39 protein-coding genes are annotated in these 22094 nt (G+C 45.8%); 37 read left to right on the top strand and 2 right to left on the bottom strand.

Going from position 1 to position 22094, the window contains the following annotated elements; genetic code table 11:
• Window positions 1–108 precede the first annotated feature (108 nt).
• Both ACAN56_RS32335 and ACAN56_RS32330 read right to left on the bottom strand, forming a co-directional pair.
• A complete protein-coding gene (locus tag ACAN56_RS32335; protein ID WP_379147910.1) occupies window positions 109–456 on the bottom strand; it encodes a cupin domain-containing protein in 348 nt (115 codons plus the stop codon).
• 29 nt (window positions 457–485) lie between these two features.
• Entirely contained in the window at window positions 486–935 is a 450-nt protein-coding gene (locus ACAN56_RS32330) for a V4R domain-containing protein (protein ID WP_038597084.1), read from the bottom strand.
• 246 nt (window positions 936–1181) lie between these two features.
• Between ACAN56_RS32330 and ACAN56_RS32325 the strand changes: the two genes are divergently transcribed.
• The 37 genes from ACAN56_RS32325 to ACAN56_RS32145 all read left to right on the top strand — a co-directional run bounded on the left by ACAN56_RS32325 (window position 1182) and on the right by ACAN56_RS32145 (window position 22049).
• Window positions 1182–1814 (top strand): Crp/Fnr family transcriptional regulator, encoded by a 633-nt coding sequence (locus ACAN56_RS32325; RefSeq protein WP_197073632.1) that lies wholly within the window; start codon window positions 1182–1184, stop codon window positions 1812–1814.
• A gap of 243 nt (window positions 1815–2057) precedes the next feature.
• Entirely contained in the window at window positions 2058–3329 is a 1272-nt protein-coding gene (locus ACAN56_RS32320) for a protoglobin domain-containing protein (protein WP_379147907.1), read from the top strand.
• A 247-nt stretch (window positions 3330–3576) separates the two neighbouring features.
• On the top strand, window positions 3577–3885 hold the full coding sequence (gene rpsJ / locus ACAN56_RS32315) for a 30S ribosomal protein S10 (RefSeq protein WP_017692074.1): 309 nt from the start codon (window positions 3577–3579) through the stop codon (window positions 3883–3885).
• Between the two features lie 44 nt (window positions 3886–3929).
• The gene (gene rplC, locus ACAN56_RS32310; protein ID WP_076112955.1) at window positions 3930–4553 is read left to right on the top strand and encodes a 50S ribosomal protein L3; all 624 of its coding nucleotides are present in this window, start codon (window positions 3930–3932) and stop codon (window positions 4551–4553) included.
• A 25-nt stretch (window positions 4554–4578) separates the two neighbouring features.
• On the top strand, window positions 4579–5202 hold the full coding sequence (gene rplD, locus ACAN56_RS32305; RefSeq protein WP_038597074.1) for a 50S ribosomal protein L4: 624 nt from the start codon (window positions 4579–4581) through the stop codon (window positions 5200–5202).
• Window positions 5202–5495: a 50S ribosomal protein L23 gene (gene rplW / locus ACAN56_RS32300; RefSeq protein WP_019908225.1), complete on the top strand. Its 294-nt coding sequence runs from the start codon at window positions 5202–5204 to the stop codon at window positions 5493–5495. The genes rplD and rplW overlap by 1 nt, the downstream gene beginning before the upstream one ends.
• Before the next feature lie 27 nt (window positions 5496–5522).
• Window positions 5523–6353 carry a 50S ribosomal protein L2 gene (gene rplB, locus ACAN56_RS32295; protein WP_038597071.1) on the top strand — a complete coding sequence of 277 codons (831 nt, stop codon included), beginning with the start codon at window positions 5523–5525 and terminating at the stop codon, window positions 6351–6353.
• 76 nt (window positions 6354–6429) lie between these two features.
• The gene (gene rpsS, locus ACAN56_RS32290; RefSeq protein ID WP_038597069.1) at window positions 6430–6708 is read left to right on the top strand and encodes a 30S ribosomal protein S19; all 279 of its coding nucleotides are present in this window, start codon (window positions 6430–6432) and stop codon (window positions 6706–6708) included.
• A 31-nt stretch (window positions 6709–6739) separates the two neighbouring features.
• A complete protein-coding gene (gene rplV, locus ACAN56_RS32285) occupies window positions 6740–7072 on the top strand; it encodes a 50S ribosomal protein L22 (protein WP_019908228.1) in 333 nt (110 codons plus the stop codon).
• Window positions 7073–7085: 13 nt separating this feature from the next.
• Window positions 7086–7751, top strand: coding sequence for a 30S ribosomal protein S3 (rpsC, locus tag ACAN56_RS32280; RefSeq protein WP_038597067.1), 666 nt, complete (start codon window positions 7086–7088; stop codon window positions 7749–7751).
• Window positions 7752–7753: 2 nt separating this feature from the next.
• Window positions 7754–8188 (top strand): 50S ribosomal protein L16, encoded by a 435-nt coding sequence (gene rplP / locus ACAN56_RS32275; protein WP_036652954.1) that lies wholly within the window; start codon window positions 7754–7756, stop codon window positions 8186–8188.
• The gene (gene rpmC / locus ACAN56_RS32270; RefSeq protein WP_019908232.1) at window positions 8178–8375 is read left to right on the top strand and encodes a 50S ribosomal protein L29; all 198 of its coding nucleotides are present in this window, start codon (window positions 8178–8180) and stop codon (window positions 8373–8375) included. Before rplP ends, rpmC begins: the two co-directional genes overlap by 11 nt.
• A 43-nt stretch (window positions 8376–8418) precedes the next feature.
• Window positions 8419–8685 carry a 30S ribosomal protein S17 gene (gene rpsQ, locus ACAN56_RS32265; RefSeq protein WP_038597064.1) on the top strand — a complete coding sequence of 89 codons (267 nt, stop codon included), beginning with the start codon at window positions 8419–8421 and terminating at the stop codon, window positions 8683–8685.
• 39 nt (window positions 8686–8724) lie between these two features.
• Window positions 8725–9093, top strand: a complete 369-nt coding sequence (gene rplN / locus ACAN56_RS32260) for a 50S ribosomal protein L14 (protein ID WP_019908234.1) — start codon at window positions 8725–8727, stop codon at window positions 9091–9093.
• A 60-nt stretch (window positions 9094–9153) separates the two neighbouring features.
• The gene (rplX, locus tag ACAN56_RS32255; RefSeq protein WP_019908235.1) at window positions 9154–9507 is read left to right on the top strand and encodes a 50S ribosomal protein L24; all 354 of its coding nucleotides are present in this window, start codon (window positions 9154–9156) and stop codon (window positions 9505–9507) included.
• Window positions 9508–9537: 30 nt separating this feature from the next.
• Window positions 9538–10080, top strand: a complete 543-nt coding sequence (rplE, locus tag ACAN56_RS32250; protein WP_038597061.1) for a 50S ribosomal protein L5 — start codon at window positions 9538–9540, stop codon at window positions 10078–10080.
• Between the two features lie 45 nt (window positions 10081–10125).
• Complete coding sequence (locus ACAN56_RS32245) at window positions 10126–10311, top strand: type Z 30S ribosomal protein S14 (protein WP_036589425.1); 186 nt, start codon at window positions 10126–10128, stop codon at window positions 10309–10311.
• A 32-nt stretch (window positions 10312–10343) separates the two neighbouring features.
• Window positions 10344–10742, top strand: a complete 399-nt coding sequence (gene rpsH, locus ACAN56_RS32240) for a 30S ribosomal protein S8 (RefSeq protein ID WP_019908239.1) — start codon at window positions 10344–10346, stop codon at window positions 10740–10742.
• A 30-nt stretch (window positions 10743–10772) separates the two neighbouring features.
• Entirely contained in the window at window positions 10773–11315 is a 543-nt protein-coding gene (gene rplF, locus ACAN56_RS32235) for a 50S ribosomal protein L6 (RefSeq protein ID WP_038597058.1), read from the top strand.
• An 84-nt stretch (window positions 11316–11399) separates the two neighbouring features.
• The gene (gene rplR / locus ACAN56_RS32230; RefSeq protein WP_038597055.1) at window positions 11400–11768 is read left to right on the top strand and encodes a 50S ribosomal protein L18; all 369 of its coding nucleotides are present in this window, start codon (window positions 11400–11402) and stop codon (window positions 11766–11768) included.
• 27 nt (window positions 11769–11795) lie between these two features.
• Window positions 11796–12293, top strand: coding sequence for a 30S ribosomal protein S5 (gene rpsE / locus ACAN56_RS32225; protein WP_036652980.1), 498 nt, complete (start codon window positions 11796–11798; stop codon window positions 12291–12293).
• A 14-nt stretch (window positions 12294–12307) separates the two neighbouring features.
• On the top strand, window positions 12308–12493 hold the full coding sequence (gene rpmD / locus ACAN56_RS32220) for a 50S ribosomal protein L30 (RefSeq protein ID WP_019908243.1): 186 nt from the start codon (window positions 12308–12310) through the stop codon (window positions 12491–12493).
• Between the two features lie 40 nt (window positions 12494–12533).
• Complete coding sequence (gene rplO, locus ACAN56_RS32215) at window positions 12534–12974, top strand: 50S ribosomal protein L15 (RefSeq protein ID WP_020427058.1); 441 nt, start codon at window positions 12534–12536, stop codon at window positions 12972–12974.
• The gene (gene secY, locus ACAN56_RS32210) at window positions 12974–14272 is read left to right on the top strand and encodes a preprotein translocase subunit SecY (RefSeq protein ID WP_038597052.1); all 1299 of its coding nucleotides are present in this window, start codon (window positions 12974–12976) and stop codon (window positions 14270–14272) included. The genes rplO and secY overlap by 1 nt, the downstream gene beginning before the upstream one ends.
• Window positions 14273–14369: 97 nt before the next feature.
• Window positions 14370–15014 carry an adenylate kinase gene (locus tag ACAN56_RS32205; protein ID WP_379147899.1) on the top strand — a complete coding sequence of 215 codons (645 nt, stop codon included), beginning with the start codon at window positions 14370–14372 and terminating at the stop codon, window positions 15012–15014.
• Window positions 15015–15018: 4 nt separating this feature from the next.
• Window positions 15019–15771 carry a type I methionyl aminopeptidase gene (gene map, locus ACAN56_RS32200; RefSeq protein ID WP_341096601.1) on the top strand — a complete coding sequence of 251 codons (753 nt, stop codon included), beginning with the start codon at window positions 15019–15021 and terminating at the stop codon, window positions 15769–15771.
• Window positions 15772–15780: 9 nt separating this feature from the next.
• Window positions 15781–16089 (top strand): KOW domain-containing RNA-binding protein, encoded by a 309-nt coding sequence (locus tag ACAN56_RS32195; protein WP_038597045.1) that lies wholly within the window; start codon window positions 15781–15783, stop codon window positions 16087–16089.
• 2 nt (window positions 16090–16091) lie between these two features.
• Window positions 16092–16307, top strand: coding sequence for a translation initiation factor IF-1 (gene infA, locus ACAN56_RS32190; RefSeq protein ID WP_018753971.1), 216 nt, complete (start codon window positions 16092–16094; stop codon window positions 16305–16307).
• Window positions 16308–16360: 53 nt separating this feature from the next.
• Window positions 16361–16474: a 50S ribosomal protein L36 gene (gene rpmJ / locus ACAN56_RS32185; RefSeq protein WP_003322638.1), complete on the top strand. Its 114-nt coding sequence runs from the start codon at window positions 16361–16363 to the stop codon at window positions 16472–16474.
• Between the two features lie 19 nt (window positions 16475–16493).
• On the top strand, window positions 16494–16862 hold the full coding sequence (gene rpsM, locus ACAN56_RS32180) for a 30S ribosomal protein S13 (protein ID WP_020427053.1): 369 nt from the start codon (window positions 16494–16496) through the stop codon (window positions 16860–16862).
• Window positions 16863–16881: 19 nt separating this feature from the next.
• Window positions 16882–17277, top strand: a complete 396-nt coding sequence (gene rpsK / locus ACAN56_RS32175; protein ID WP_020427052.1) for a 30S ribosomal protein S11 — start codon at window positions 16882–16884, stop codon at window positions 17275–17277.
• Window positions 17278–17408: 131 nt separating this feature from the next.
• Window positions 17409–18353 (top strand): DNA-directed RNA polymerase subunit alpha, encoded by a 945-nt coding sequence (locus ACAN56_RS32170; protein ID WP_036680585.1) that lies wholly within the window; start codon window positions 17409–17411, stop codon window positions 18351–18353.
• 42 nt (window positions 18354–18395) lie between these two features.
• On the top strand, window positions 18396–18761 hold the full coding sequence (rplQ, locus tag ACAN56_RS32165; RefSeq protein WP_019908254.1) for a 50S ribosomal protein L17: 366 nt from the start codon (window positions 18396–18398) through the stop codon (window positions 18759–18761).
• Between the two features lie 206 nt (window positions 18762–18967).
• Entirely contained in the window at window positions 18968–19747 is a 780-nt protein-coding gene (truA, locus tag ACAN56_RS32160) for a tRNA pseudouridine(38-40) synthase TruA (protein WP_038597040.1), read from the top strand.
• 236 nt (window positions 19748–19983) lie between these two features.
• Complete coding sequence (gene rplM / locus ACAN56_RS32155; RefSeq protein ID WP_038597038.1) at window positions 19984–20421, top strand: 50S ribosomal protein L13; 438 nt, start codon at window positions 19984–19986, stop codon at window positions 20419–20421.
• Window positions 20422–20441: 20 nt separating this feature from the next.
• Window positions 20442–20834, top strand: coding sequence for a 30S ribosomal protein S9 (gene rpsI / locus ACAN56_RS32150; protein ID WP_025706574.1), 393 nt, complete (start codon window positions 20442–20444; stop codon window positions 20832–20834).
• A 495-nt stretch (window positions 20835–21329) separates the two neighbouring features.
• Complete coding sequence (locus ACAN56_RS32145) at window positions 21330–22049, top strand: Pr6Pr family membrane protein (RefSeq protein ID WP_038597034.1); 720 nt, start codon at window positions 21330–21332, stop codon at window positions 22047–22049.
• Window positions 22050–22094: the final 45 nt, after the last annotated feature.

Below are 22094 nucleotides of genomic sequence, written 5' to 3'. Positions count from 1 at the left end.
ACCATAAAGGCAGGGATTCTTCTCCGGAAGATTCCCTGTTTTTTTGCATAAAAAAAACTCTATTTCCTTATAAAGACCCGGAAATAGAGTTGAATTCAAAAGAAACGATTAGGATATTTCTTGGGTGTACGCTGGGCCTGGAACTTTGGATATTACCACATGCAAACTTGCAGGCTGATGACCATTGTTACGGTAGGAAAAGGATTCATCACCGGCGAGGTGGATAACATCACCTTCAGCTAGATCCTGCTCTACATCGTTAACATTAATGATGCCGTTTCCCTTCAGAGCAAGGATGAATACATCTGCTCCGGGATGCTTATGTGCTGGAAGCTGTTGGTCTGGCATGAAATTAAGCATAAACATTACACTATCGCCTTTTTGAAACAGGATTTTTTTTGTAAACCGTTCCTCCTGATATTGAATTGCCTCTACTAATGTCTTTTTCTCCATCATTAATCCCAACCTTCGTTTTTATTATTGTTTTAAAGTTTAACTTCATACTCACAATGCTCATGACCTGCAGCATTGCATTTTACTTCTCTGACGGATATCCGTCTTCCCATGATTTTGGATAAAGCCCCTTCCAGAATAGCTCCTTCCAAATCACAAATCAGCTTCTCTTCCTCCAGCGTCGGGAGACCTTTACAAAAGCAGTCCTCCACCGCGATATTGATCTTGCGGTCATCCTCATGCAGGATGCGTGGAATCCCTATTTTCAAATCCTCGAATAGTTGTAGTAACTCCTCGAGTGTGTTCACTGGTAGACTCTCACCGATTTTTCGGCCAACAGTAAGTGTAGTTCCTTTACCGCCAAGGGGGAGACCCTGGTTCATTCCGATAAGGCGGATGGTGCGGAATAATTCAAGCGGAACCATGTTGCCAAGCACAGATCTGTCCATACTTTTCATATCTTCGAAGGTATATTGCAGCATAGATACTCCATCTCCTTTAGATCTCTCTATAGGACCTATTGTGACGGATATTGATAATATATTCCTTGATGCAGATCAAGTTTTTTAAAAAAAGTTGTGAGGGCAGTCACTGGGCAGCACTAGGATCCTTGTTATGGTGAGAATAGCGGAAAGGATGGTGAGTGAATGGAATGCACAGTATGCAATTCTCATTCTTGTGTTTCTCAGGTGCCCGTATTCAAGAATCTATCAGATGAAGAATTGGTAATGGTAGAAGCGATAGTAGAATCGAGCTATTATGCTAAAGGAAGTCTTGTATTCCGAGAGGGAGAAGAGTCAGATTCGCTTTTTGTAGTGAAGAGTGGCCTCATTAAGCTCACGCAGAGCAATAAAGAAGGCAAGCAGCATATCCTCCGATTCCTGTTCCCCGGCGACTATTTCGGACAGTTTGCTTTGCTGCACCACAAACAAAATTATGTAACAGCCGAAGTTGTAGAGAGTGGAAGTGTATGCCGGATGCACCGCAAACAATTTGTTCCTTTATTGGAGAACAACGCGGCGCTTGCATTCAGCTTTTTAATGTCAATGAGCGAACAGTTGCATCAAGCCGAAGAGCTGGCTGGTGCAATGCATATATATGATGTAGAAAAACGCCTCGCCCGGTTGCTGCTTTATCTGCATAACAGAAATCAATCGGAGGATTCCTCCCGTGTACAAGGTAACAGCATTGATTTGCCGGCTGCCAAAAAAGAGTTCGCCGCTATGATTGGAGCCACTGCCGAAACACTTAGCCGCAAGCTGAATTATCTGGAAAGTATGGGGATTATCACGGTCCGTAAAAGAACGGTAGACATTTTAGATCTAAAAGCACTGAATCAAATGGCAGAAATGAAAGAATAGAATCTAGAAACGACAATATACGACAAAATAACGGTCCGAATAACTTATTTTTCAACATTATTCAACAAAATATTACTTAAAATTCTTTACAATTATTCTATCCATAGAGTAAAATATTTCTATATCAGCGATGTTATTTTCAGGAAATTCAGGGAGAGTGGAAGTATGGGGAAATGTCCTTTTTCTTTTATGCATGGTCTAACATCACGTAACACAAGCGAGGAATCTCCCGAAGTGCACTCAATGGACAGCAAGAATCTTGTACCCACTGCCACACAGTCTTTTCATACCCTTGACGGGCATGAGGAACTCAATGAACAGATGCGAATGATTGACTTGACTGAGGAAGATCTTACGCTTCTGCGTCTATTGAAACCGGTTGTAGAAAGAGATATCGACATCATAACCGACCAGTTTTACAAGACTGTGCTTGGAGTCGGTAAACTGGAAGCGATTATCCTTGAACACAGCAGTATTGAACGGTTAAAAAAGACTTTAAAGCAGCATATTATTGAAATCTTCGATGGAAACGTTGATGAACATTACATTGCCAAACGTCTCAGCATTGCGAAGATACATAAGAGGGTCGGACTGGAGCCAAAATGGTACTTGTCGGCTTTTCAAAACCTGCAAAATGTATTCATTACAGCTGTATATAATCAATCCCTGAAAGAAAACGAGACCTTAAAAGTGGTTCAGACTATAACCAAACTGCTGAATTTGGAGCAACAGCTGGTACTGGAAGCGTATGAGAAGGAAAACATCAGAGAGAAGGAAGAGCAGTACTTAATTGTAAAAAATGAACTGAAGCAAAAAATCGTAGAATTCAGCGGTGAGCTAATAGATCTCAGTATGGATACTAACGCTGCTGTAGAGCAGCTGGTGGCAAGCAGTAACGAAGTGAGTAGTACATTCCAACGAACTGCAAGTTCGGCTAAGGAGTCTCAGGGGATGGCTAGGGACGGGCATGAGCACTTGGACAGCCTTACCGGTCAAATTCATCTGATTTATGAAAGCACCAATGAAATGGAACGGTCGGTGGATGAACTAAGCAGCTCATCTCGGCAGATCCAGAAGATTGTTGCAGCTGTTCAGGAAATTGCTGATCAGACCAAAATTCTTTCACTCAATGCTACTATAGAAGCTGCGAGGGCTGGAGAGCATGGTAGAGGCTTCAGCGTAGTTGCGCAGGAGGTCAACCGGCTAGCCGAGGATACCAAGAATACAGTTGTACGCATCGGCGAGCTAACCGATCTATCAGGGAGGCTGACCTCTCAGGTTGTTGAAGAGATCCGCAAGGTACAGGAACTGACTAAGAGCGGTAAACATCAATCGCTTGAGACCAGCCGGCTGTTTAGTGAAATCGTGGATTCCATGCAGACCAGCACCCAGGAAATTGTGACCGTAGAACAAGAGATAAGAGTGTTGATTCAAACTATCGAAGGAATCGGCTCTACAACGGCACAATCTGCCGCCTCAGCGGAGTATTTCCGATCAGCTACAGAGGGTCTTTAATTAGGAACGACTACATATGTGCCATATATATAGAAAGAAAACAACTTGTGAAAAAAATCATGAGTTGTTTTGTATTTTCGCTTGCAAAGTGTCCGCCTATTATATATAATAATAAATGTTGTTCTGAGACGTTGCGATGATGTGAGAGGTTACTGACACACCCGGCCCCTTTGCCATGAGGTCGACGTCAGAAAATTTTCACGGAGTATGTCCGATAATAAATTGGGCGATAGAAGGAGGGACTAAAATGGCAAAGCAAAAAATTCGTATCCGCTTGAAAGCATACGACCACAGAATTCTTGATCAATCCGCAGAGAAAATCGTTGAAACAGCAAAACGTTCGGGTGCTGGTGTATCCGGGCCGATCCCGCTGCCAACTGAGAAGCAAATCATTACTATTCTCCGTGCGGTACACAAGTACAAGGATTCCCGTGAACAGTTTGAACAACGGACTCACAAACGTTTGATCGATATTGTGAACCCAACACCACAAACTGTGGATGCCTTGATGCGCTTGGATCTACCGTCCGGTGTAGATATCGAAATCAAATTGTAATACTATCTATTAAAGCAACTAGGAAAAGAAAAGAGGTGTCAACATTGAAAGGTATCTTAGGAAAAAAACTCGGTATGACTCAAGTGTTTACTCCAGAAGGTAACGTAATCGCGGTTACGGTTATCGAAGCTGGTCCTTGTGTGGTACTGCAAAAGAAAGACCTGAATATCGACGGATATGAAGCAGTGCAGTTGGGCTTTTCCGACAAGAAGGAAAGTCGCTCCAACAAGCCTGAACAGGGTCACGCCAAAAAGGCAAATGCAACACCTAAGCGCTACGTTCGCGAAATTCGCGGTGTTGACCTCGGGGCACTCGAGGTTGGACAAGAGCTGAAGGCTGATATCTTCGCTGAAGGCGAATTTGTTGACGTAACAGGTACATCTAAGGGTAAAGGTTTCCAAGGTGTTATCAAACGCTGGGGACAAAGCCGCGGACCAATGGCACACGGATCGCGTTACCACAGAAGACCAGGTTCCATGGGTTCCATCCAAGCTAACCGTGTTCCAAAGGGCAAACGCCTGCCAGGACATATGGGTCACACGACCGTAACGGTTCAAAAGCTTGAAATCATCAGAGTAGACGTTGAACGTAACGTATTGCTGGTTAAAGGCGCTATTCCAGGTCCTAAAAACAGCTTTGTGAAAGTTAAACAAACCGTTAAGAAATAATTACTGAAGAAAGGAGGAACATGAAATGCCAAAAGTAACACTTTTTAATATTAGTGGTAACGAAGTTGGCGAAGTTGAATTGAGCGATACAGTGTTCGGTATTGAACCGAATGTGCATGTTCTGCACGAAGCTGCGCTTATGCAAAGAGCTTCCCTTCGTCGTGGTACACATAAAGTAAAAGGACGTTCTGAAGTGCGTGGCGGCGGACGTAAGCCTTGGAAACAAAAAGGTACAGGTCGTGCTCGTCAAGGCTCCATTCGTTCTCCACAATGGAAAGGCGGCGGCGTAGTCTTCGGACCAACACCACGCAGCTATTCCTGGAAACTGCCTAAGAAAGTTCGCCGTTTGGCCATCAAATCCGCGTTGTCCTCGAAAGTACTCGGGAATGACATCATCGTATTGGATAGCTTGACAATGAATGCTCCGAAGACGAAAGAATTCGCGGCGATTCTGAACAATCTTAAAGTAGGCAGCAAAGCCCTGATCGTAGCTCCTAGCTATGATGACAATGTGGCACTTTCCGCTCGTAACATCCCTGGGGTGAAATTCGTAGCGGCTGACGGCATCAATGTTCTTGACGTACTGACGTACGACAAACTGATCATCACTAAAGAAGCAGTTCTGAAGGTAGAGGAGGTGTTCGCGTAATGAAAGATCCTCGTGATATTATCAAACGTCCGGTGATTACGGAACGCACATCCGAATACATGAGCGAATTGAAATACGCTTTTGAAGTGGATATCCGTGCTAACAAGACCGAAATCAAAAAAGCTGTCGAGGCTATTTTCAAAGTTAAAGTAGTTAGTGTGAACACAATGCGCGTACCTGGCAAATTGAAACGTTACGGCAAATACTCCGGATATACTCCAGAGTGGAAAAAAGCCATCGTGAAGCTCAGCCCGGACAGCAAACCGCTCGAATTCTTTGAAGCGGTAGAATAATACTCTGTAAAGTAAGGAGGGAATACAGTGCCAATCAAAAAGTACAAACCGACATCTCCGGCCAGACGTAACATGTCCGTGTCTACGTTTGAAGAAATTACAACAAATGAGCCAGAGAAATCTTTGCTTGCGCCGCTGTTCAAACATGCGGGCCGTAACAACCAAGGTAAAATTACAGTTCGTCACCATGGCGGCGGACACAAACGTAAATACCGTATCATCGACTTCAAACGTACAAAAGACGGCATACCAGGTAGCGTTGCTACGATCGAGTATGACCCGAACCGTACATCAAATATTGCTTTGATCCACTATGCCGATGGAGAGAAACGTTACATCCTCGCTCCTCAAGGCCTTAAAGTTGGGGATAAGATTGAGTCCGGCCCTGCGGCTGACATCAAAATTGGTAACAGCCTTCCGCTGGCGAACATTCCAGTCGGTACAGTTATCCACAACATTGAACTTAAACCAGGCAAAGGCGGCCAGTTGGTACGCGCTGCCGGTACAGAAGCTCAATTGCTGGGTAAAGAAGAAAAATACGTTTCTGTTCGTTTGACTTCCGGTGAAGTTCGCAGAATCCTCAGCGTATGCCGTGCAACGATCGGATCCGTAGGTAACGGTGATCATGAACTGATCAAGATTGGTAAAGCCGGACGCAGTCGCTGGCTGGGCAAACGTCCTGAAGTACGCGGTGTTGTAATGAACCCTAACGATCACCCACACGGTGGTGGTGAAGGCCGCGCTCCAATCGGACGGAAATCGCCTATGTCACCTTGGGGCAAACCAACCCTCGGCTACAAAACGCGTAAGAAAAACAAAGCATCTGATAAATATATCGTTCGCCGCCGCACGAAATAAGACGCTTCTGGCAAGTTAGCTTAACGCGAAGCGTCGATTCGCGGTTTGAAGAACCGGATGAAGGGAGGATTCACACATGGGTCGCAGTTTAAAGAAGGGGCCGTTCATCGATGGCTACCTGCTGAAAAAAGTTGAGGAATTGAACGAGGCAGATAAGAAGGTCGTTGTTAAAACCTGGTCCCGTCGCTCTACCATTTTCCCTCAGTTTATCGGACATACGTTTGGTGTATATGACGGCCGTAAACACGTGCCAGTATACGTAACGGAAGATATGGTAGGTCACAAGTTGGGCGAGTTCGCGCCAACACGTACTTACAAAGGCCACGCGGGTGACGATAAGAAAACAAGAAGATAATTAAGGTCTTCGTTTGAGAGGAGGGAAAACAATGGAAGCAAAAGCACATGCAAGATCGGTGCGGATTTCCGCTCGCAAAGCGAAACTGGTTGTTGACTTGATTCGCGGCAAGCAAGTGGGGGAAGCAATTGCAATTCTTCGCCACACTCCAAAATCCGCTTCTCCAGTAGTTGAGAAGTTGCTTAACTCGGCGATCGCCAATGCTGAGCATAACTACTCTATGGACGTGAACAGTTTGTTCGTTAGCGAAGTTTTCGTTAACCAGGGTCCTACGATGAAGCGTTTCCGTCCACGCGCCATGGGCCGTGCAAGTCGGATCAATAAACGTACCAGCCACATTACTTTGGTGGTATCTGAGAAATAAGGAGGGATAACACGTGGGTCAAAAGGTAAATCCAGTCGGACTCCGAGTCGGAATTATTCGCGATTGGGAATCTAAATGGTATGCAGGCAAAGATTTCGGTACTCTTTTAATGGAAGACGTCAAAATCCGGGAATACCTTAAAGGTAAGTTGAAGGATTCCGCTGTTTCCCGCATCGAGATCGAAAGAGCGGCAAGCCGCGTGAACGTTACAATTCACACTGCTAAACCAGGTATGGTAATTGGTAAAGGCGGAGCAGAAGTAGAAGTACTTCGCAGCGCAGTTACAACTATCGCTGGTGGCAAAAAGGTTCACATCAACATCAACGAAATTAAGCACCCTGAACTGGATGCAATTCTTGTTGCTGAAAGCATTGCACAACAATTGGAACGTCGTGTATCGTTCCGTCGTGCTCTGAAACAAGCGATTCAAAGAACTATGCGTTCCGGTGCAAAGGGAATTAAAACTCAAGTTGGCGGACGTCTTGGCGGCGCTGAGATTGCCCGTTCAGAAGGTTATAGCGAAGGAACAGTTCCACTTCATACGCTTCGTGCCGATATCGATTACGGAACGGCTGAAGCACATACTACTTACGGCCGTATCGGTGTAAAAGTATGGATCTACCGTGGAGAAGTTCTTCCCCCAGCTAAGAAACAAGCTGCTCAGGAAGGAGGCAACTAATCATGTTGGTACCAAAACGCGTTAAACACCGCAAGCAACAACGCGGTCACATGAAGGGTATGGCAAAAGGCGGTACCGAATTGAACTTCGGCGAATTCGGCTTGCAAGCTTTGGAGCCGTCTTGGATCACTAACCGTCAGATCGAAGCTGCCCGTATCGCAATGACACGTTACATCAAACGTGGCGGTCAAGTTTGGATCAAGATTTTCCCAGATAAGCCTATTACTCAAAAACCTCTTGAGGTTCGTATGGGTAGTGGTAAAGGTAACGTTGAGAAATGGGTAGCCGTAGTTAAACCGGGCAAGATTATGTTCGAACTCGGAGGCGTGTCGGAAGAAATCGCTCGTGAAGCGATGCGTCTTGCCGCTCACAAGCTGCCTATCAAGACTAAGTTTGTGAAACGTGAAGAATTGGGTGGTGAAGCAAATGAAAGCTAATGAACTTCGCAACTTAACCACTGCCGAGATTGAACAAAAGATCGCAGGATTCAAAGAAGAACTTTTCAATCTCCGTTTTCAATTGGCAACTGGCCAATTGGATAACCCGACTCGGATTCGTGATGTGCGTAAGGAAATAGCTCGTGCTAAAACCGTTATCCATCAAAGAGTACTCGGGATCAGCTAAGTGAGGGCGGATTAATGATCCGTAATCAGGAAGGAGGCTAACTATGAGCGAAGAACGTAATGCACGTAAGGTGCTGATCGGTAAAGTAGTCAGCGACAAAATGGATAAAACCATCGTAATTGCTGTTGAAACCTATAAGAAACACAATTTGTATCACAAACGCATCAAGTCTACGAATAAATTCAAAGCACATGATGAGGAAAACGTTGCTAAAATCGGTGATACTGTGAAAATCATGGAAACTCGTCCTTTGTCTAAAGACAAACGTTGGAGACTTGTTGAAGTGGTTGAAAAAGCGGTTATCATCTAAGATAATGAGCAGAGCCTTTCCGGAAGGAGGAAATTAATAATGATTCAACCATTTACACGTTTGCATGTGGCTGATAACTCTGGTGCGAAGGAACTGATGTGTATCCGCGTACTGGGTGGTACTGGACGCCGTACAGCAGCAATCGGTGATCTGATCGTTTGTTCCGTTAAACAAGCAACACCAGGCGGCGTTGTCAAAAAGGGTGATGTCGTTAAAGCGGTGGTTGTTCGTACTAAACGTTCTGTACGCCGTAAAGACGGTTCTTACATCGCATTCGACGAAAATGCAGCTGTTGTTGTTAAAGACGACAGAAGCCCGCGCGGAACACGTATCTTCGGACCAGTTGCTCGCGAACTTCGCGATAAAGACTACATGAAGATCGTTTCCTTGGCACCGGAAGTAATCTAAAAAAGTTACCCCTAAAGTAACGTGAAGTTCTGAGAAGGTTAGTCATAGGAGGTGTAATAAATGCCTAGAGTGAAAAAAGTTCTGGAATCCCATAACAATAAACTGCATGTGAAGAAAGATGATGTGGTACTTGTGATCAGCGGGAAAGACAAAGGTAAAAAAGGCCGTGTCATCGCTGCTTATCCTCGTGAAAACCGCGTCCTGGTAGAAGGCGTGAACATGGTGAAAAAACACCAGAAGCCTAACCAGTTGAATCCGCAAGGCGGAATCATCGAACAAGAAGCTTCGATTCATGTGTCCAACGTAATGCACATCGATCCGAAGAGCGGTAAAGTTACTCGTATCGGTTACAAAGTACTCGATAACGGTAAGAAGGTTCGGGTAGCAAAGAGATCCGGAGAGATTATCGACTAATACAGTCCTAAAGAAAGGAGGTAAATCTTCATGGCAGCAAGAATGAAAGAACGTTATTTGAATGAAATAACACCTGCTCTGATGCAGAAGTTTAACTATACAACTGTTATGCAAGTACCTAAGATCGAGAAGGTTGTCATCAACATGGGTGTGGGTGACGCTGTTCAGAACTCCAAAGTACTTGATGCTGCAGTTAATGACTTGCAACTGATCGCTGGTCAAAAGCCAGTAATCACTAAAGCTAAAAAATCCATCGCCGGTTTCAAACTGCGCGAAAATATGCCGATTGGGGTTAAAGTAACACTGCGCGGCGAGCGTATGTATTACTTCCTGGACAAATTGTTCAACGTGACGCTTCCACGCGTACGTGACTTCCGCGGTGTTTCCACTAAAGCCTTTGACGGCCGTGGTAACTACACGCTTGGTCTTAAAGAACAACTGATCTTCCCAGAAATCGAGTATGACAAAGTGGATAAGGTCCGTGGTATGGACATCGTTATCGTAACGACTGCAAAGACGGATGAGGAATCCCGTGAGCTGCTGAATCAGCTGGGAATGCCTTTCGCTAAGTAAGAATCATCCATTTCTCCGAAACTGTTTAGGAGGTGTCAGGCTAAAGTGGCAAAAACTTCGATGAAAGTTAAACAACAACGCGAGCCTAAGTTCAAAGTACGTGCATATACACGTTGTGAGCGTTGCGGTCGTCCACATTCGGTACTGCAAAAGTTCAAAATTTGCAGAATTTGTTTCCGTGAGTTAGCTTATAAAGGCCAGATCCCTGGCGTGAAAAAAGCAAGTTGGTAAGAAGTTTATAAACGGGAAGGAGGTTTACACACATGACTATGTCTGATCCTATTGCAGATATGCTTACTCGTATTCGTAACGCCAACACTGTGCGTCACGAGACAGTAGAAATGCCTGCTTCTACTATGAAAAAACAAATCGCGGACATCTTGAAGCGTGAAGGTTTCATCCGTGATGCGGAATTCGTTGAAGATAGCAAACAAGGGATTATCCGTATCTTCTTGAAATACGGCCCTAACCAAGAGCGTGTTATCTCTGGTCTGAAAAGAATCAGTAAACCAGGCCTTCGCGTTTACACGAAGAGCAATGAAGTGCCTCGTGTACTCGGCGGCCTAGGAATCGCGATTATCTCCACATCTAAGGGAGTTATGACCGACAAAGAAGCTCGTCAATCAAAATCGGGCGGAGAAGTTGTCTGCTACATTTGGTAATAAACGTCACAAGATAAGGAGGTGCAACACATGTCTCGTATTGGTCGCAAACCAATCGCAGTACCTAGCGGTGTAGATGTCACTTTGGACAACGCCGTTATTACAGTAAAAGGTCCTAAGGGCACTTTGACTCGTGAGCTTCATAAAGACATGAAGGTTACAGTTGAAAATAACGAAATCACCGTTGTCCGCCCGTCGGACAACAAATTGCATCGTTCACTTCACGGCACAACCCGCTCCGTTGTCAACAACATGGTGAGCGGTGTGACTGAAGGTTTCTCGAAATCTCTGGAGCTGGTTGGGGTCGGATATCGTGCAAGCAAATCCGGAGATAAAATCGTTCTGAACGTTGGTTACTCCCACCCGGTTGAAATTACACCGGAAGCGGGCATCGAGTTCGAAGTTCCTGCGAACACGAAGATCATCGTTAAAGGTATCGATAAAGAACGCGTTGGCGCTTATGCTGCCAAAATCCGTTCCGTACGTGAACCAGAACCGTATAAAGGTAAAGGTATTAAATATGAAGGCGAGCGTATCATCCGCAAGGAAGGTAAAGCCGGTAAGAAGAAATAATCGGCTTACTCTTCATTGTAAGATACCCCGTGCATCTTAAAGTGAAGCTGTTTACGGCAAACTGAAGGGAGTGAAAGGGAAGTCATGATTACAAAAGAGGATAAAAACAAGGCTCGTCTCAAAAGACACCTGCGTGTTCGTAAAAAAATCCAGGGAACTACTGAGCGTCCACGTTTGAACGTGTTCCGTTCTTCGAAACACATCTACGCTCAATTGATCGATGACGTGACAGGCGTTACAATCGTATCTGCCTCGACACTTGATAAAGATCTGAGCGCTACAATCGGCAATGGCGGCAGCGTTGAAGCTGCAAGCAAAGTAGGTCAACTGATCGCTGAGCGTGCTAAAGCTAAAGGGTATGCAGTGGTTGTATTTGACCGCGGTGGATACTTGTACCATGGACGAATTCAGGCTTTGGCTGATGCAGCTCGCGAAGCTGGTCTTGAATTCTAGAATATTTCTTAAAAGGAGGTTAACGACTTGCGTGTAGATCCGAACAGTTTAGAGCTGACAGAAAGAGTTGTACACATTAACCGTGTAGCAAAAGTTGTAAAAGGCGGACGCCGTTTCAGCTTTAGTGCACTTGTTGTTGTGGGCGATGGCAACGGCTACGTTGGTGCTGGTATCGGTAAAGCCGGCGAAGTTCCGGATGCCATCCGTAAAGGCATTGAAGACGCCAAGAAAAACCTGATTCACATTCCAATCGTAGGAACTTCGATTCCCCATCTGGTTACTGGACATTTCGGCGCAGGACGCGTGCTGCTGAAACCAGCATCGGAAGGTACTGGCGTTATTGCCGGCGGTCCAGTTCGTGCGGTATTGGAATTGGCAGGCGTTGGCGACATCTTGACAAAATCTTTGGGTTCTTCGAATTCCATGAACATGGTCAATGCAACTTTAGAGGGTCTTTCCCGTCTGAAACGCATTGAAGAGGTCGCGAAACTTCGCGGCAAATCTGTCGAAGAATTGCGCGGTTAAGGAGGGGAACGTCAATGGCAAAATTGCAAATTACCCTCGTACGCAGCGTAATTGGACGTCCAGAAACACAACGTGTTACTGTTAAGACGCTCGGCCTGCGTAAGACTAACTCGTCCGTGGTTCACAATGACACTCCTGCAATTCGCGGAATGATCAACAAAGTGAGCCACTTGCTGTCCGTTACAGAAATCGAAGGCTAAACGCCTCGCATAAATTAACAAACATAAGGAGGTGCAAACGATGAAGTTACATGAACTTGCTCCAGCTCCGGGTTCCCGCAAAGAACGCAATCGCGTTGGTCGCGGACCTAGTAGCGGTAACGGAAAAACTTCCGGTCGCGGTCATAAGGGTCAAAACTCCCGTTCCGGCGGTGGTGTTCGTCCCGGCTTCGAGGGTGGACAAAACCCACTCTATCGTCGTCTGCCTAAACGTGGTTTCATCAATCCTACCCGTAAAGAGTATGCGATTGTGAACCTGGAAGATCTGAATAGCTTTGCTGAAGGAACTGAAGTGACTCCACAGTTGCTGATTGAAACTGGTGTTGTCAAGAATTCCAAAAGCGGCATTAAGATTCTCGGTAACGGCGAACTAGCCGTTAAATTGACTGTACAAGCAAATAAGTTCTCTCAATCTGCGGTAGAGAAAATCGAGGCTGCCGGCGGTAAAACCGAGGTGATCTAATGTTCAAGACGCTTAAGAATATATGGCATATTGAAGATTTGCGCAAAAAGATCCTGTTTACCCTGTTCGTTCTGATCATCTACCGACTCGGTTCGTTTGTACCGGTTCCTGGTGTGAACAAAGAAGTACTGGAAACAACAAATCAAAGCGGCGACGCTTTGATGGGTCTTCTGAACACCTTCTCGGGCGGAGCGCTCAAAAACTTCTCGATTTTTGCGATTAGTATTTACCCGTACATTACAGCATCGATCATCGTGCAATTACTGTCGATGGATGTTATCCCTAAGTTTGCCGAATGGGCTAAACAAGGGGAGCACGGGAAAAAGCAACTGGCGCAAGTCACCCGTTACGGCACAGTAGTGCTCGGTCTGATTCAAGCGTTTGCGACTTCAATCGGATTCAACCGGATCTACAGCACTGAGATGATTCCGAATGCAACCTTTGCGGATTACCTGCTTATCGCGATCATTCTGACTGCAGGTACATCGTTCCTGATGTGGCTGGGTGAGCAGATCACGGAAAAGGGAATAGGAAACGGGATTTCGATCCTGATTTTTGCGGGAATCGTCGCTGCCATACCGGGACATATCACGGCTACGGCTCAGTCCAGCTTTATACAGCCGGATCAGATGTTCCTTAATATTCTTAAAGTCGTTATCGTGTTGATCTTGGTTGCGGCGATTATTGTTGGAGTAATCTTCGTACAGCAAGGGATTCGTAAGATTCCTGTGCAATATGCCAAACGCGTAGTCGGTAACAAGATGTATGGTGGACAGAATACGCATATTCCGCTGAAGATTAACGCAGCAGGCGTTATTCCTGTCATTTTCGCTGTTTCTCTACTGCAATTCCCGGTTGTACTCTCCAGCTTCTGGTCAACACATGAGTGGGCGAAATGGGTTGCTGGCAACCTGAAGTTTAATGAGCCTCTCGGTATGGTTCTGTATGTGCTGATGATTATTGGATTTACGTTCTTCTATACGTTTGTTCAGATGAATCCACAGCAGATGGCCGATAACATGAAGAAGAATGGCGGTTATATCCCGGGCATTCGTCCTGGTAAAGCAACGGAGAAATATCTCACCAAGGTAATGTCCCGTCTGACTATGTCCGGCGCGCTGTTCTTGGCGTTTATATCCGTACTTCCTGTATTCTTCGGGAAGCTCTCCGGTCTACCTGATTCGGTTCAGATTGGTGGTACATCCATCCTGATCGTTATCGGTGTAGCATTGGATACCATGAAGCAGATCGAGAGCCAATTGATCAAACGCCATTACAAAGGCTTCATCAATAAATAGTGGATAGGTTCCGGCGAAGCATGAGATTTACAGACTTCCCGGCACCTATTGTGCTGTTTCTTGCTTGGTGGCGAACTTTTGGGGGGAGAGAGAAATCGTGAACATTCTATTCATGGGCCCTCCTGGGGCAGGCAAGGGGACACAAGCAGGAGTTATCGTTAAAGAGCTTGGCATTCCGCATATTTCGACAGGTGACGCCTTCCGCTTGGCAATCAAGCAGGGTACTCCGGTTGGACTGAAGGCCAAATCTTACACCGAGCAAGGCTTGCTTGTACCTGATGATGTGACTATTGGGATCGTTGAAGAACGGCTTCAGCAGTCCGATTGCGAAAAAGGTTTCTTATTGGATGGCTTTCCAAGAACCCTTTCGCAAGCGGAAGCGCTGGAAGATATCTTAAGCCGCCTCAATATTTCATTGGATCATGTAATCAACTTGAATGTAGACCGTGGACTGCTGATGGCGCGTCTTACGGGACGTAGAATCTGCAGAGTTTGCGGAGCATCCTACCATTTAATTTTCAACCCGCCGAAGCAAGAAGGCATTTGCGACATTGATGGCGGTGAGTTGTATCAACGTCCGGATGACAACGAAGAGAGCGTAGGCAAGCGTCTGGATGAGTATGATAACAAGACAGCACCGCTGCTTGCGTTTTATGAGAATAAAGGTCTTTTGCGTCAGGTAAACGGAGAAAACGAAATCAATGTCGTTACTTCCGAAATCGTATCTTTGTTGCGAGGTTAATGTAATGATCATTTGTAAATCCGAGCAGGAACTTGCCTTTATGAGGGAAGCTGGTCGAATTGTTGCCGAGAGTCACCGGTTGATCGCTGAGGCTATCCAGCCTGGCATCACAACCGGAGAGCTCGACAGAATCGCCGATCAATACATTCGCAGTCAAGGTGCTGTGCCGTCTTTCAAAGGTTACAACGGTTTTCCTGCCAGCATTTGCGCTTCAGTCAACGAACAATTGGTGCATGGATTTCCGGGTAAACGCAAATTGATGGAAGGCGATATAATAACGCTTGATATCGGTGCAGAGTACCGCGGTTATCACGGTGATTCCGCTTGGACCTACGGAGTGGGCAGCATTTCTGATGAAGCTCAGCGCTTGCTGGACGTCACGGAAGGCTCCTTGTACGCAGGACTGGCGTTAGTCAAACCGGATGTGCGCTTGTTTACAATCTCCCATGCGATCCAGCAAACTATTGAAGACGCCGGATTCTCCGTCGTACGAGAGTATGTGGGTCACGGCATCGGGGCAAAACTGCATGAAGAACCGCAAATTCCGAACTATGGCATAGCGGACCGCGGACCACGTCTGAAACCGGGTATGGTACTCGCGATTGAGCCGATGGTGAACGTAGGGGACAGATATGTCAGAACGCTGGAAGATAACTGGACGGTCGTTACGGTAGACGGTTCATTGTGTGCTCACTTCGAGCATACAGTAGCAGTTACACCGGACGGCATGGAAATTTTCACGAAACTGAATGCGTAGGTGATCTTGATGAATACTCAGAGCAGCCCGCAGATTGGTCAATTGGTGAGAATTCTCAAAGGCAAAGATGCCGGAGAGGCTGCCGTTGTTATCGCAGTTGTGGATAGCAGATTTGTATATATTGCCGATGGGGACAAACGGAAGTTTGATGGGCCGAAGAAGAAGAACATTCAACATCTGGAGCTCATACCCTTTATCAGCAGTGAGGTTGTGAACAGTTTGGAAGAAACCGGCCGGGTTACCAACGGAAAGCTGCGTTTTGCAGTGATGAAGTATGGCGGACCTGCTGGAATAAGTGCAGATGAGAAAGGAGACTAACTGTGGCTAAAGAAGATGTCATTGAAGTCGAAGGTACGGTCATTGAGCCGTTGCCGAATGCAACGTTTAAGGTTGAGCTTGAGAACGGTCATCAAATACTTGCCCATGTGTCCGGGAAATTGCGGATGCACTTTATCCGTATCTTAACCGGAGACAAAGTGGTCGTGCAGTTATCGCCTTACGATTTATCTAAAGGTCGTATAACTTACCGTAAATAGATGGGAACTACAACAAAAGTTTTGCTTCGCAAAACTTTGAGGAGGTAATTAACATGAAGGTAAGACCTTCTGTGAAGCCCATTTGCGAGAAATGCAAAGTCATCCGCCGCAAAGGGACTGTTATGGTAATTTGCGAAAATCCGAAACACAAACAAAAACAAGGTTAAGAAGGGGGTGTAGCGTAAAATGGCTCGTATAGCTGGAGTGGATTTGCCACGTGATAAACGCGTTGAGATCGCCTTGACTTATATTTTCGGAATCGGTAAAACGACTTCCCAGAAAATTCTTAATGAAACAGGCATTGACGTTAACACACGTGTCCGTGATTTGACGGAAGATGAAGTCAGCAAACTGCGTGAAATGATCGACAAGTCAGTTAAGGTTGAAGGTGACCTGCGTCGTGAAATTTCCTTGAATATTAAGCGTCTTACTGAGATCGGCTGTTACCGCGGTGTTCGCCACCGTCGTGGATTGCCTGTTCGCGGTCAACGCACTAAAACGAATGCCCGTACCCGGAAAGGCCCGCGTCGTACGGTAGCAAACAAAAAGAAATAATAAGGGGGGATAAGAGACAATGGCTAAACCGAAAAAAGTCGTACGTACCAAACGTCGCGACCGGAAGAATATCGAGAGCGGCGTGGCACATATTCGTTCCACGTTCAACAACACTATCGTTACGATCACGGATCCTCACGGAAATGCAATTTCCTGGGCTAGCTCCGGCGGTCAAGGATTCAAAGGTTCCCGTAAATCGACTCCATTTGCAGCGCAGATGGCAGCCGAAACTGCTGCTAAAGCAGCGATGGAACACGGCATGAAGTCCGTTGAAGTTATGGTTAAAGGACCGGGCGCGGGCCGCGAAGCAGCCATCCGTTCCCTTCAAGCCGCAGGGCTTGAAGTAAACCTCATTAAAGACGTAACTCCGGTTCCTCACAATGGATGCCGTCCGCCGAAACGTCGTCGCGTATAGTGAAATCAGAATTGTGATTGTGGTATAATTCTGACGCATCTGCTAATAATAGGTGTTTAGGCATACTACATGATGCACCTGATGGGGTGACAGTTTCATATAGGAGCGACGTTTGAAGGAGGGGTACACTCGTGATAGAAATCGAAAAGCCGAAGATTGAGACCGTAGAAGCCAATGATGAAGGAACCTATGGGAAATTCGTAGTTGAACCGCTGGAACGTGGATATGGCACGACTCTGGGGAACTCGCTTCGCCGGATTCTGCTTTCCTCCCTTCCGGGAGCCGCAGTAACATCGGTCCAAATTGACGGCGTTTTGCATGAGTTCTCGACCGTTCCTGGCGTAATGGAAGATGTGACGGAAATCATTCTGAACCTTAAAGCTCTTTCTCTGAAGATCCATTCAGATGAAGAGAAAGTGTTCGAGATTGATGCTGAGGGTGAAGGCATCGTTACCGCAGGTGATATCCGTGCGGATAGCGATGTTGAGATCCTCAATCCGGATCTTCATATTGCAACGCTGGGACCTGGCGCGAGACTTCACATGCGTATTTTTGCAGGCCGTGGTCGCGGTTATGTCCAAGCAGACCGGAACAAACGCGACGACCAGCCAATCGGTGTTATTCCGGTTGACTCCATCTACACTCCTATTTCCCGCGTGAATTACGGCATTGATAACACTCGTGTCGGTCAAGTGACGAACTATGACAAGTTGACGCTGGAAATTTGGACAGATGGCAGTATCAGACCGGAAGAGGCTGTAAGCCTCGGAGCCAAAATTTTGAACGAGCACCTCGTATTGTTCGTAGGACTTACGGACGAAGCGAAAGACGCCGAAATTATGGTTGAAAAAGAAGAAGACAAAAAAGAAAAAGTGCTTGAGATGACAATCGAAGAACTTGATCTTTCTGTCCGTTCCTACAACTGCCTCAAACGTGCCGGTATTAATACCGTACAAGAGCTGACTACGAAAACTGAAGAAGATATGATGAAGGTTCGTAACTTGGGCCGCAAATCTTTGGAAGAAGTTCAAGAGAAGCTCGAGGAACTTGGTTTGGGTCTCCGCACAGAAGAATAGTTAACAGATTGCTTGAGTACTTGAGTGAAGGAGGGAAAACAAATGGCATACCAAAAATTGGGCCGTGATTCCAGTGCGCGTAAAGCGTTGTTCCGCGACATGGTAACGGATCTGTTCCTTTACGAGCGCATCCAGACAACGGAAGCCAAAGCGAAGGAAGTTCGTTCCATCGCTGAGAAACTGATCACTAAAGCGAAAAAGGGCGATCTTCATGCTCGTCGTCAAGTAGCTGCATTTGTTCGTCGTGAAACTGTTGACGGTGAACAAGATGCAATCCAAAAACTGTTCTCTGATATTGCTCCTCGTTACACAGAGCGTCCAGGCGGATACACTCGTATCCTGAAGCTGGGACCTCGCCGTGGCGATGCTGCGCCTATGGTTTATCTTGAACTGGTAGACCGCGCGTAGTAACGCAAGTAATGATTTCCGGAATTATCCCTTTCCCCCATGATCCTCGGAGCATGGGTAGGAAAGTATTAAACGTTATTGTGCTGCAGGGGCGCTATGGCCCTGCCGTACAACTAACCGCGGGAATCACCTTGTATAGAGTAGAAGGAGCTCCCGCCGGGGCTCTTTTTTTTTGAAAACCAAGTATGGACTGACAGGAGAACGGAATGCGCAATCTATTGATGAAAGTCAATTATGACGGGACCCATTATGATGGCTTTCAGACCCAGCCTCAGGGCAATACGATTCAGGACCGGCTGGAACAGGCAATACTCCATCTGACGGGCGAGGCGCTCAAGATAACCGCCTCTGGACGGACAGACGCGGGTGTGCATGCTTATGGACAGCCGTTTAACTTCATGACCTCCTCTCAAATCCCGCTTGAACGCTGGTGTCTGGCCCTGAATGCCCGGTTGCCGCAAGATATCGTGGTTACCGAGGCGAGGGAGGTTCCGCTATCGTTCCACTCTCGTAGAGGAGCAAAGCGCAAAACCTATCGGTACACAATTAATGGCAACCGGTTTCCGGATCCGTTTCAGCGGCGCTGGCAGCATCACCACCCGGTGAAACTCGATATACCGGCTATGCAGAAAGGTCTTACACATTTACTGGGTACCCATGACTTCACCTCGTTCGCATCACGGAAGTCCACGAAGACTTCCCATGTCCGGACGATCTTTGAGGCTCATATGGAGATTGACCGCAGTATGTGTCGACCTGACTCGGTAGACCAGGGTGTCATTCACACTTATATTACGGGCAGCGGATTTCTGCAGCATATGGTTCGCATTATTATGGGAACGCTGATTCATGTGGGTGAGGGCAAATACCATGCGGATAAGGTTGCGGATATCCTAGCCGCATGCGATCGGGCGGCGGCAGGACCAACGGCCGTATCTAAGGGCTTGGCGCTGTGGAGTGTTGAATATGACGAGGGTGGAATTTAGGCGAGAGCGTTCTATACTTTTTTTAGAAAAATTATAGTCAATAAGCTTAAAAATCACTTGCACTTGTCATGTTTATGCTGTAATATAAAAGTTGTGTTTTCTTGATGGCTATCCCACAGCCCCGATCAAGAAGATGCCGACAAATAAGCTTTTTTTAACTCACATAATTGTAATCCAATGAGAAACAAGATATACGAAACAGATGATTTTCGTACGAGAACAAGGAGGAAACATTCATGCGTACCACCTATATGGCGAAACCAAACGAAGTTGAACGCACTTGGCACATTATTGATGCCGAAGGCAAGACACTTGGTCGTTTGGCCAGCGAAGCCGCTGCATTGATCCGTGGCAAACACAAACCGCAATTCACTCCACATGTTGATACTGGAGATTTCGTAATTGTTATCAACGCTGAGAAGATTCACCTGACAGGCAAGAAAATGCAAAACAAGAAATACTACCGTCACTCGATGCACCCAGGTGGCTTGAAAGTCACTGTTGCAGAAGACCTGATCAAGACTAAACCTGAACGCATGATCGAATTTGCAGTTCACGGTATGATTCCTAAGACTCGTCAAGGGGATCACATGAAGCTGAGATTGAAAGTCTATGCAGGCGCCGAGCATCCACATGCAGCACAAAAACCTGAAGTTTACGAACTTCGCGGATAAGAATAGAGGAGGACAGTTTCATGGCACAAGTACAATACTATGGGACAGGTCGTCGTAAACATTCGGTAGCACGTGTTCGCCTTGTACCGGGTGAAGGACGCATTGTCATTAACAAACGCGAGATGGACGAATATTTCGGTGTGGAAACATTGAAGATGATCGTGAAACAACCTTTGAACCTGACTGAAACACTGGGCAACTACGATGTAATCGTTCTTGCACATGGTGGCGGCATTTCTGGTCAAGCTGGAGCAATCCGTCACGGGATCTCCCGTGCATTGCTCAAAGTGGACCCTGAATACCGCGGCGCCCTTAAGAAAGCCGGCTTCCTGACTCGTGACCCACGTATGAAGGAACGTAAGAAATACGGCCTCAAGGCTGCACGTCGTGCGCCTCAGTTCTCGAAACGTTAAGAACCGCATTACATCAAGGATTTCAGCCCTTGGCCTTTATGGTCAGGGGCTTTGATTTTGCCCTCTGAATCATACGTGACCATATTTTGACCATATATTATTCATTTGAGTGAAGAGTGACCACATTTGAGCCGGTGATCGGTGGATCAGATTCCATGAATTTTTCAAACCGATTCGCTTTGATCTCTTTAACCGTTTTCAGCACATGTGTCTCCTTGTGTAGATTTGTGGTGACTACTTTTTACCACAAGGAGCGCGCTTTGGCTCTATTTTTTTTTGATTTTTACAGTTTTCTGGAAGCGAAATCACTCATTTATAGTTCATTAGTGTTAGGAGGTCCTAACATGAGCAATAACCAATTGGAAGAAAGATGTACATCCCTCAAACTATTTTATCAGCATTTCGACCTGTGTCAGTATAATGCTCTTAATATAATTGCGGGCCAAATGCACAGAACTGTGAAGAATTTCAGAAAAACAAAAGGGGTATGGAATCATGATTCATGACCGCAGATTTGCATTTATTTTTAGATTGTTCGCATTAGTCTTCACATTTTCAGGTTTATTGGGTGCCTTAGGCGCTTTTCAAGGCAAGTTTGAACTCGATAAATTGATGTTTTATACCGTACAAAGCAATGCTCTGGGCGTTATTCTCTTTTTGATTTTGGTAATAAAAACAGTGAGAGAATGGCGAAGTAAAGGGGCTTTTGGGAATAACGGATATTATCCTTCTTTCGAAATGGTCTGTATGATTGACTTATTGCTTACTTTGTTAGTTTATTGGGTTATCCTTGTACCAGTTGGTTTTTCAATGAACGACGAATATACCCCATGGCGATTTAACAATGTGGTCGTTCATTTAATTACCCCTCTTTTATGTTTAATAGATTATATTTTGTTTGTGGGTTCACGAAGCTTAAAATACAGATACATTTATTGTGTTTTGATTTTCCCACTGGCATATGTTCCATTTGTTTATATAGCAGGACTTTTTGGCTACGTTTACTATACTTTGCCCAATGGGACAAAAGTGAGCAATCCATATTTTTTTATGGACTACAGCAGGATTGGGTATAAGGCATTTTTAAATATATTAATCCTGGTTATTTTTTTCTTAATTCTTGCACATATTGCATATTTTCTTGATCGAAAAGTTCGAAAACCCGTTTTCCCTCGCAATAGCAAAGAGTATAAAATATCCAAAGAAAATAATTGAAAATATTTGAGCCACAGAAACGAGGCAATACGTCAACAATATATC

This window comes from Paenibacillus paludis (genome assembly GCF_042610515.1).
Classification (GTDB): domain Bacteria; phylum Bacillota; class Bacilli; order Paenibacillales; family Paenibacillaceae; genus Paenibacillus_AQ.
The sequence above is the reverse complement of the archived record's forward strand: the minus strand, read 5'-3'. Positions and strand labels throughout refer to the sequence as shown.

Coding starts and splice junctions, on each gene's coding strand:
- rpsQ (WP_038597064.1), top strand. CDS start 8,419: ATGAGCGAAGAACGTAATGCACGTAAGGTGCTGATCGGTAAAGTAGTC.
- rplF (WP_038597058.1), top strand. CDS start 10,773: ATGTCTCGTATTGGTCGCAAACCAATCGCAGTACCTAGCGGTGTAGAT.
- rpmJ (WP_003322638.1), top strand. CDS start 16,361: ATGAAGGTAAGACCTTCTGTGAAGCCCATTTGCGAGAAATGCAAAGTC.
- map (WP_341096601.1), top strand. CDS start 15,019: ATGATCATTTGTAAATCCGAGCAGGAACTTGCCTTTATGAGGGAAGCT.
- rpsK (WP_020427052.1), top strand. CDS start 16,882: ATGGCTAAACCGAAAAAAGTCGTACGTACCAAACGTCGCGACCGGAAG.
- ACAN56_RS32325 (WP_197073632.1), top strand. CDS start 1,182: ATGGTAGAAGCGATAGTAGAATCGAGCTATTATGCTAAAGGAAGTCTT.
- rplV (WP_019908228.1), top strand. CDS start 6,740: ATGGAAGCAAAAGCACATGCAAGATCGGTGCGGATTTCCGCTCGCAAA.
- rplN (WP_019908234.1), top strand. CDS start 8,725: ATGATTCAACCATTTACACGTTTGCATGTGGCTGATAACTCTGGTGCG.
- rpmC (WP_019908232.1), top strand. CDS start 8,178: ATGAAAGCTAATGAACTTCGCAACTTAACCACTGCCGAGATTGAACAA.
- secY (WP_038597052.1), top strand. CDS start 12,974: ATGTTCAAGACGCTTAAGAATATATGGCATATTGAAGATTTGCGCAAA.
- rplR (WP_038597055.1), top strand. CDS start 11,400: ATGATTACAAAAGAGGATAAAAACAAGGCTCGTCTCAAAAGACACCTG.
- rplO (WP_020427058.1), top strand. CDS start 12,534: ATGAAGTTACATGAACTTGCTCCAGCTCCGGGTTCCCGCAAAGAACGC.
- ACAN56_RS32145 (WP_038597034.1), top strand. CDS start 21,330: ATGATTCATGACCGCAGATTTGCATTTATTTTTAGATTGTTCGCATTA.
- rpsJ (WP_017692074.1), top strand. CDS start 3,577: ATGGCAAAGCAAAAAATTCGTATCCGCTTGAAAGCATACGACCACAGA.
- rplD (WP_038597074.1), top strand. CDS start 4,579: ATGCCAAAAGTAACACTTTTTAATATTAGTGGTAACGAAGTTGGCGAA.
- rplQ (WP_019908254.1), top strand. CDS start 18,396: ATGGCATACCAAAAATTGGGCCGTGATTCCAGTGCGCGTAAAGCGTTG.
- rplE (WP_038597061.1), top strand. CDS start 9,538: ATGGCAGCAAGAATGAAAGAACGTTATTTGAATGAAATAACACCTGCT.
- rplP (WP_036652954.1), top strand. CDS start 7,754: ATGTTGGTACCAAAACGCGTTAAACACCGCAAGCAACAACGCGGTCAC.
- ACAN56_RS32330 (WP_038597084.1), bottom strand. CDS start 935: ATGCTGCAATATACCTTCGAAGATATGAAAAGTATGGACAGATCTGTG.
- rpmD (WP_019908243.1), top strand. CDS start 12,308: ATGGCAAAATTGCAAATTACCCTCGTACGCAGCGTAATTGGACGTCCA.
- rpsH (WP_019908239.1), top strand. CDS start 10,344: ATGACTATGTCTGATCCTATTGCAGATATGCTTACTCGTATTCGTAAC.
- truA (WP_038597040.1), top strand. CDS start 18,968: ATGCGCAATCTATTGATGAAAGTCAATTATGACGGGACCCATTATGAT.
- rpsI (WP_025706574.1), top strand. CDS start 20,442: ATGGCACAAGTACAATACTATGGGACAGGTCGTCGTAAACATTCGGTA.
- rplM (WP_038597038.1), top strand. CDS start 19,984: ATGCGTACCACCTATATGGCGAAACCAAACGAAGTTGAACGCACTTGG.
- rpsS (WP_038597069.1), top strand. CDS start 6,430: ATGGGTCGCAGTTTAAAGAAGGGGCCGTTCATCGATGGCTACCTGCTG.
- rplW (WP_019908225.1), top strand. CDS start 5,202: ATGAAAGATCCTCGTGATATTATCAAACGTCCGGTGATTACGGAACGC.
- ACAN56_RS32195 (WP_038597045.1), top strand. CDS start 15,781: ATGAATACTCAGAGCAGCCCGCAGATTGGTCAATTGGTGAGAATTCTC.
- rplX (WP_019908235.1), top strand. CDS start 9,154: ATGCCTAGAGTGAAAAAAGTTCTGGAATCCCATAACAATAAACTGCAT.
- ACAN56_RS32335 (WP_379147910.1), bottom strand. CDS start 456: ATGATGGAGAAAAAGACATTAGTAGAGGCAATTCAATATCAGGAGGAA.
- rpsM (WP_020427053.1), top strand. CDS start 16,494: ATGGCTCGTATAGCTGGAGTGGATTTGCCACGTGATAAACGCGTTGAG.
- ACAN56_RS32320 (WP_379147907.1), top strand. CDS start 2,058: ATGGACAGCAAGAATCTTGTACCCACTGCCACACAGTCTTTTCATACC.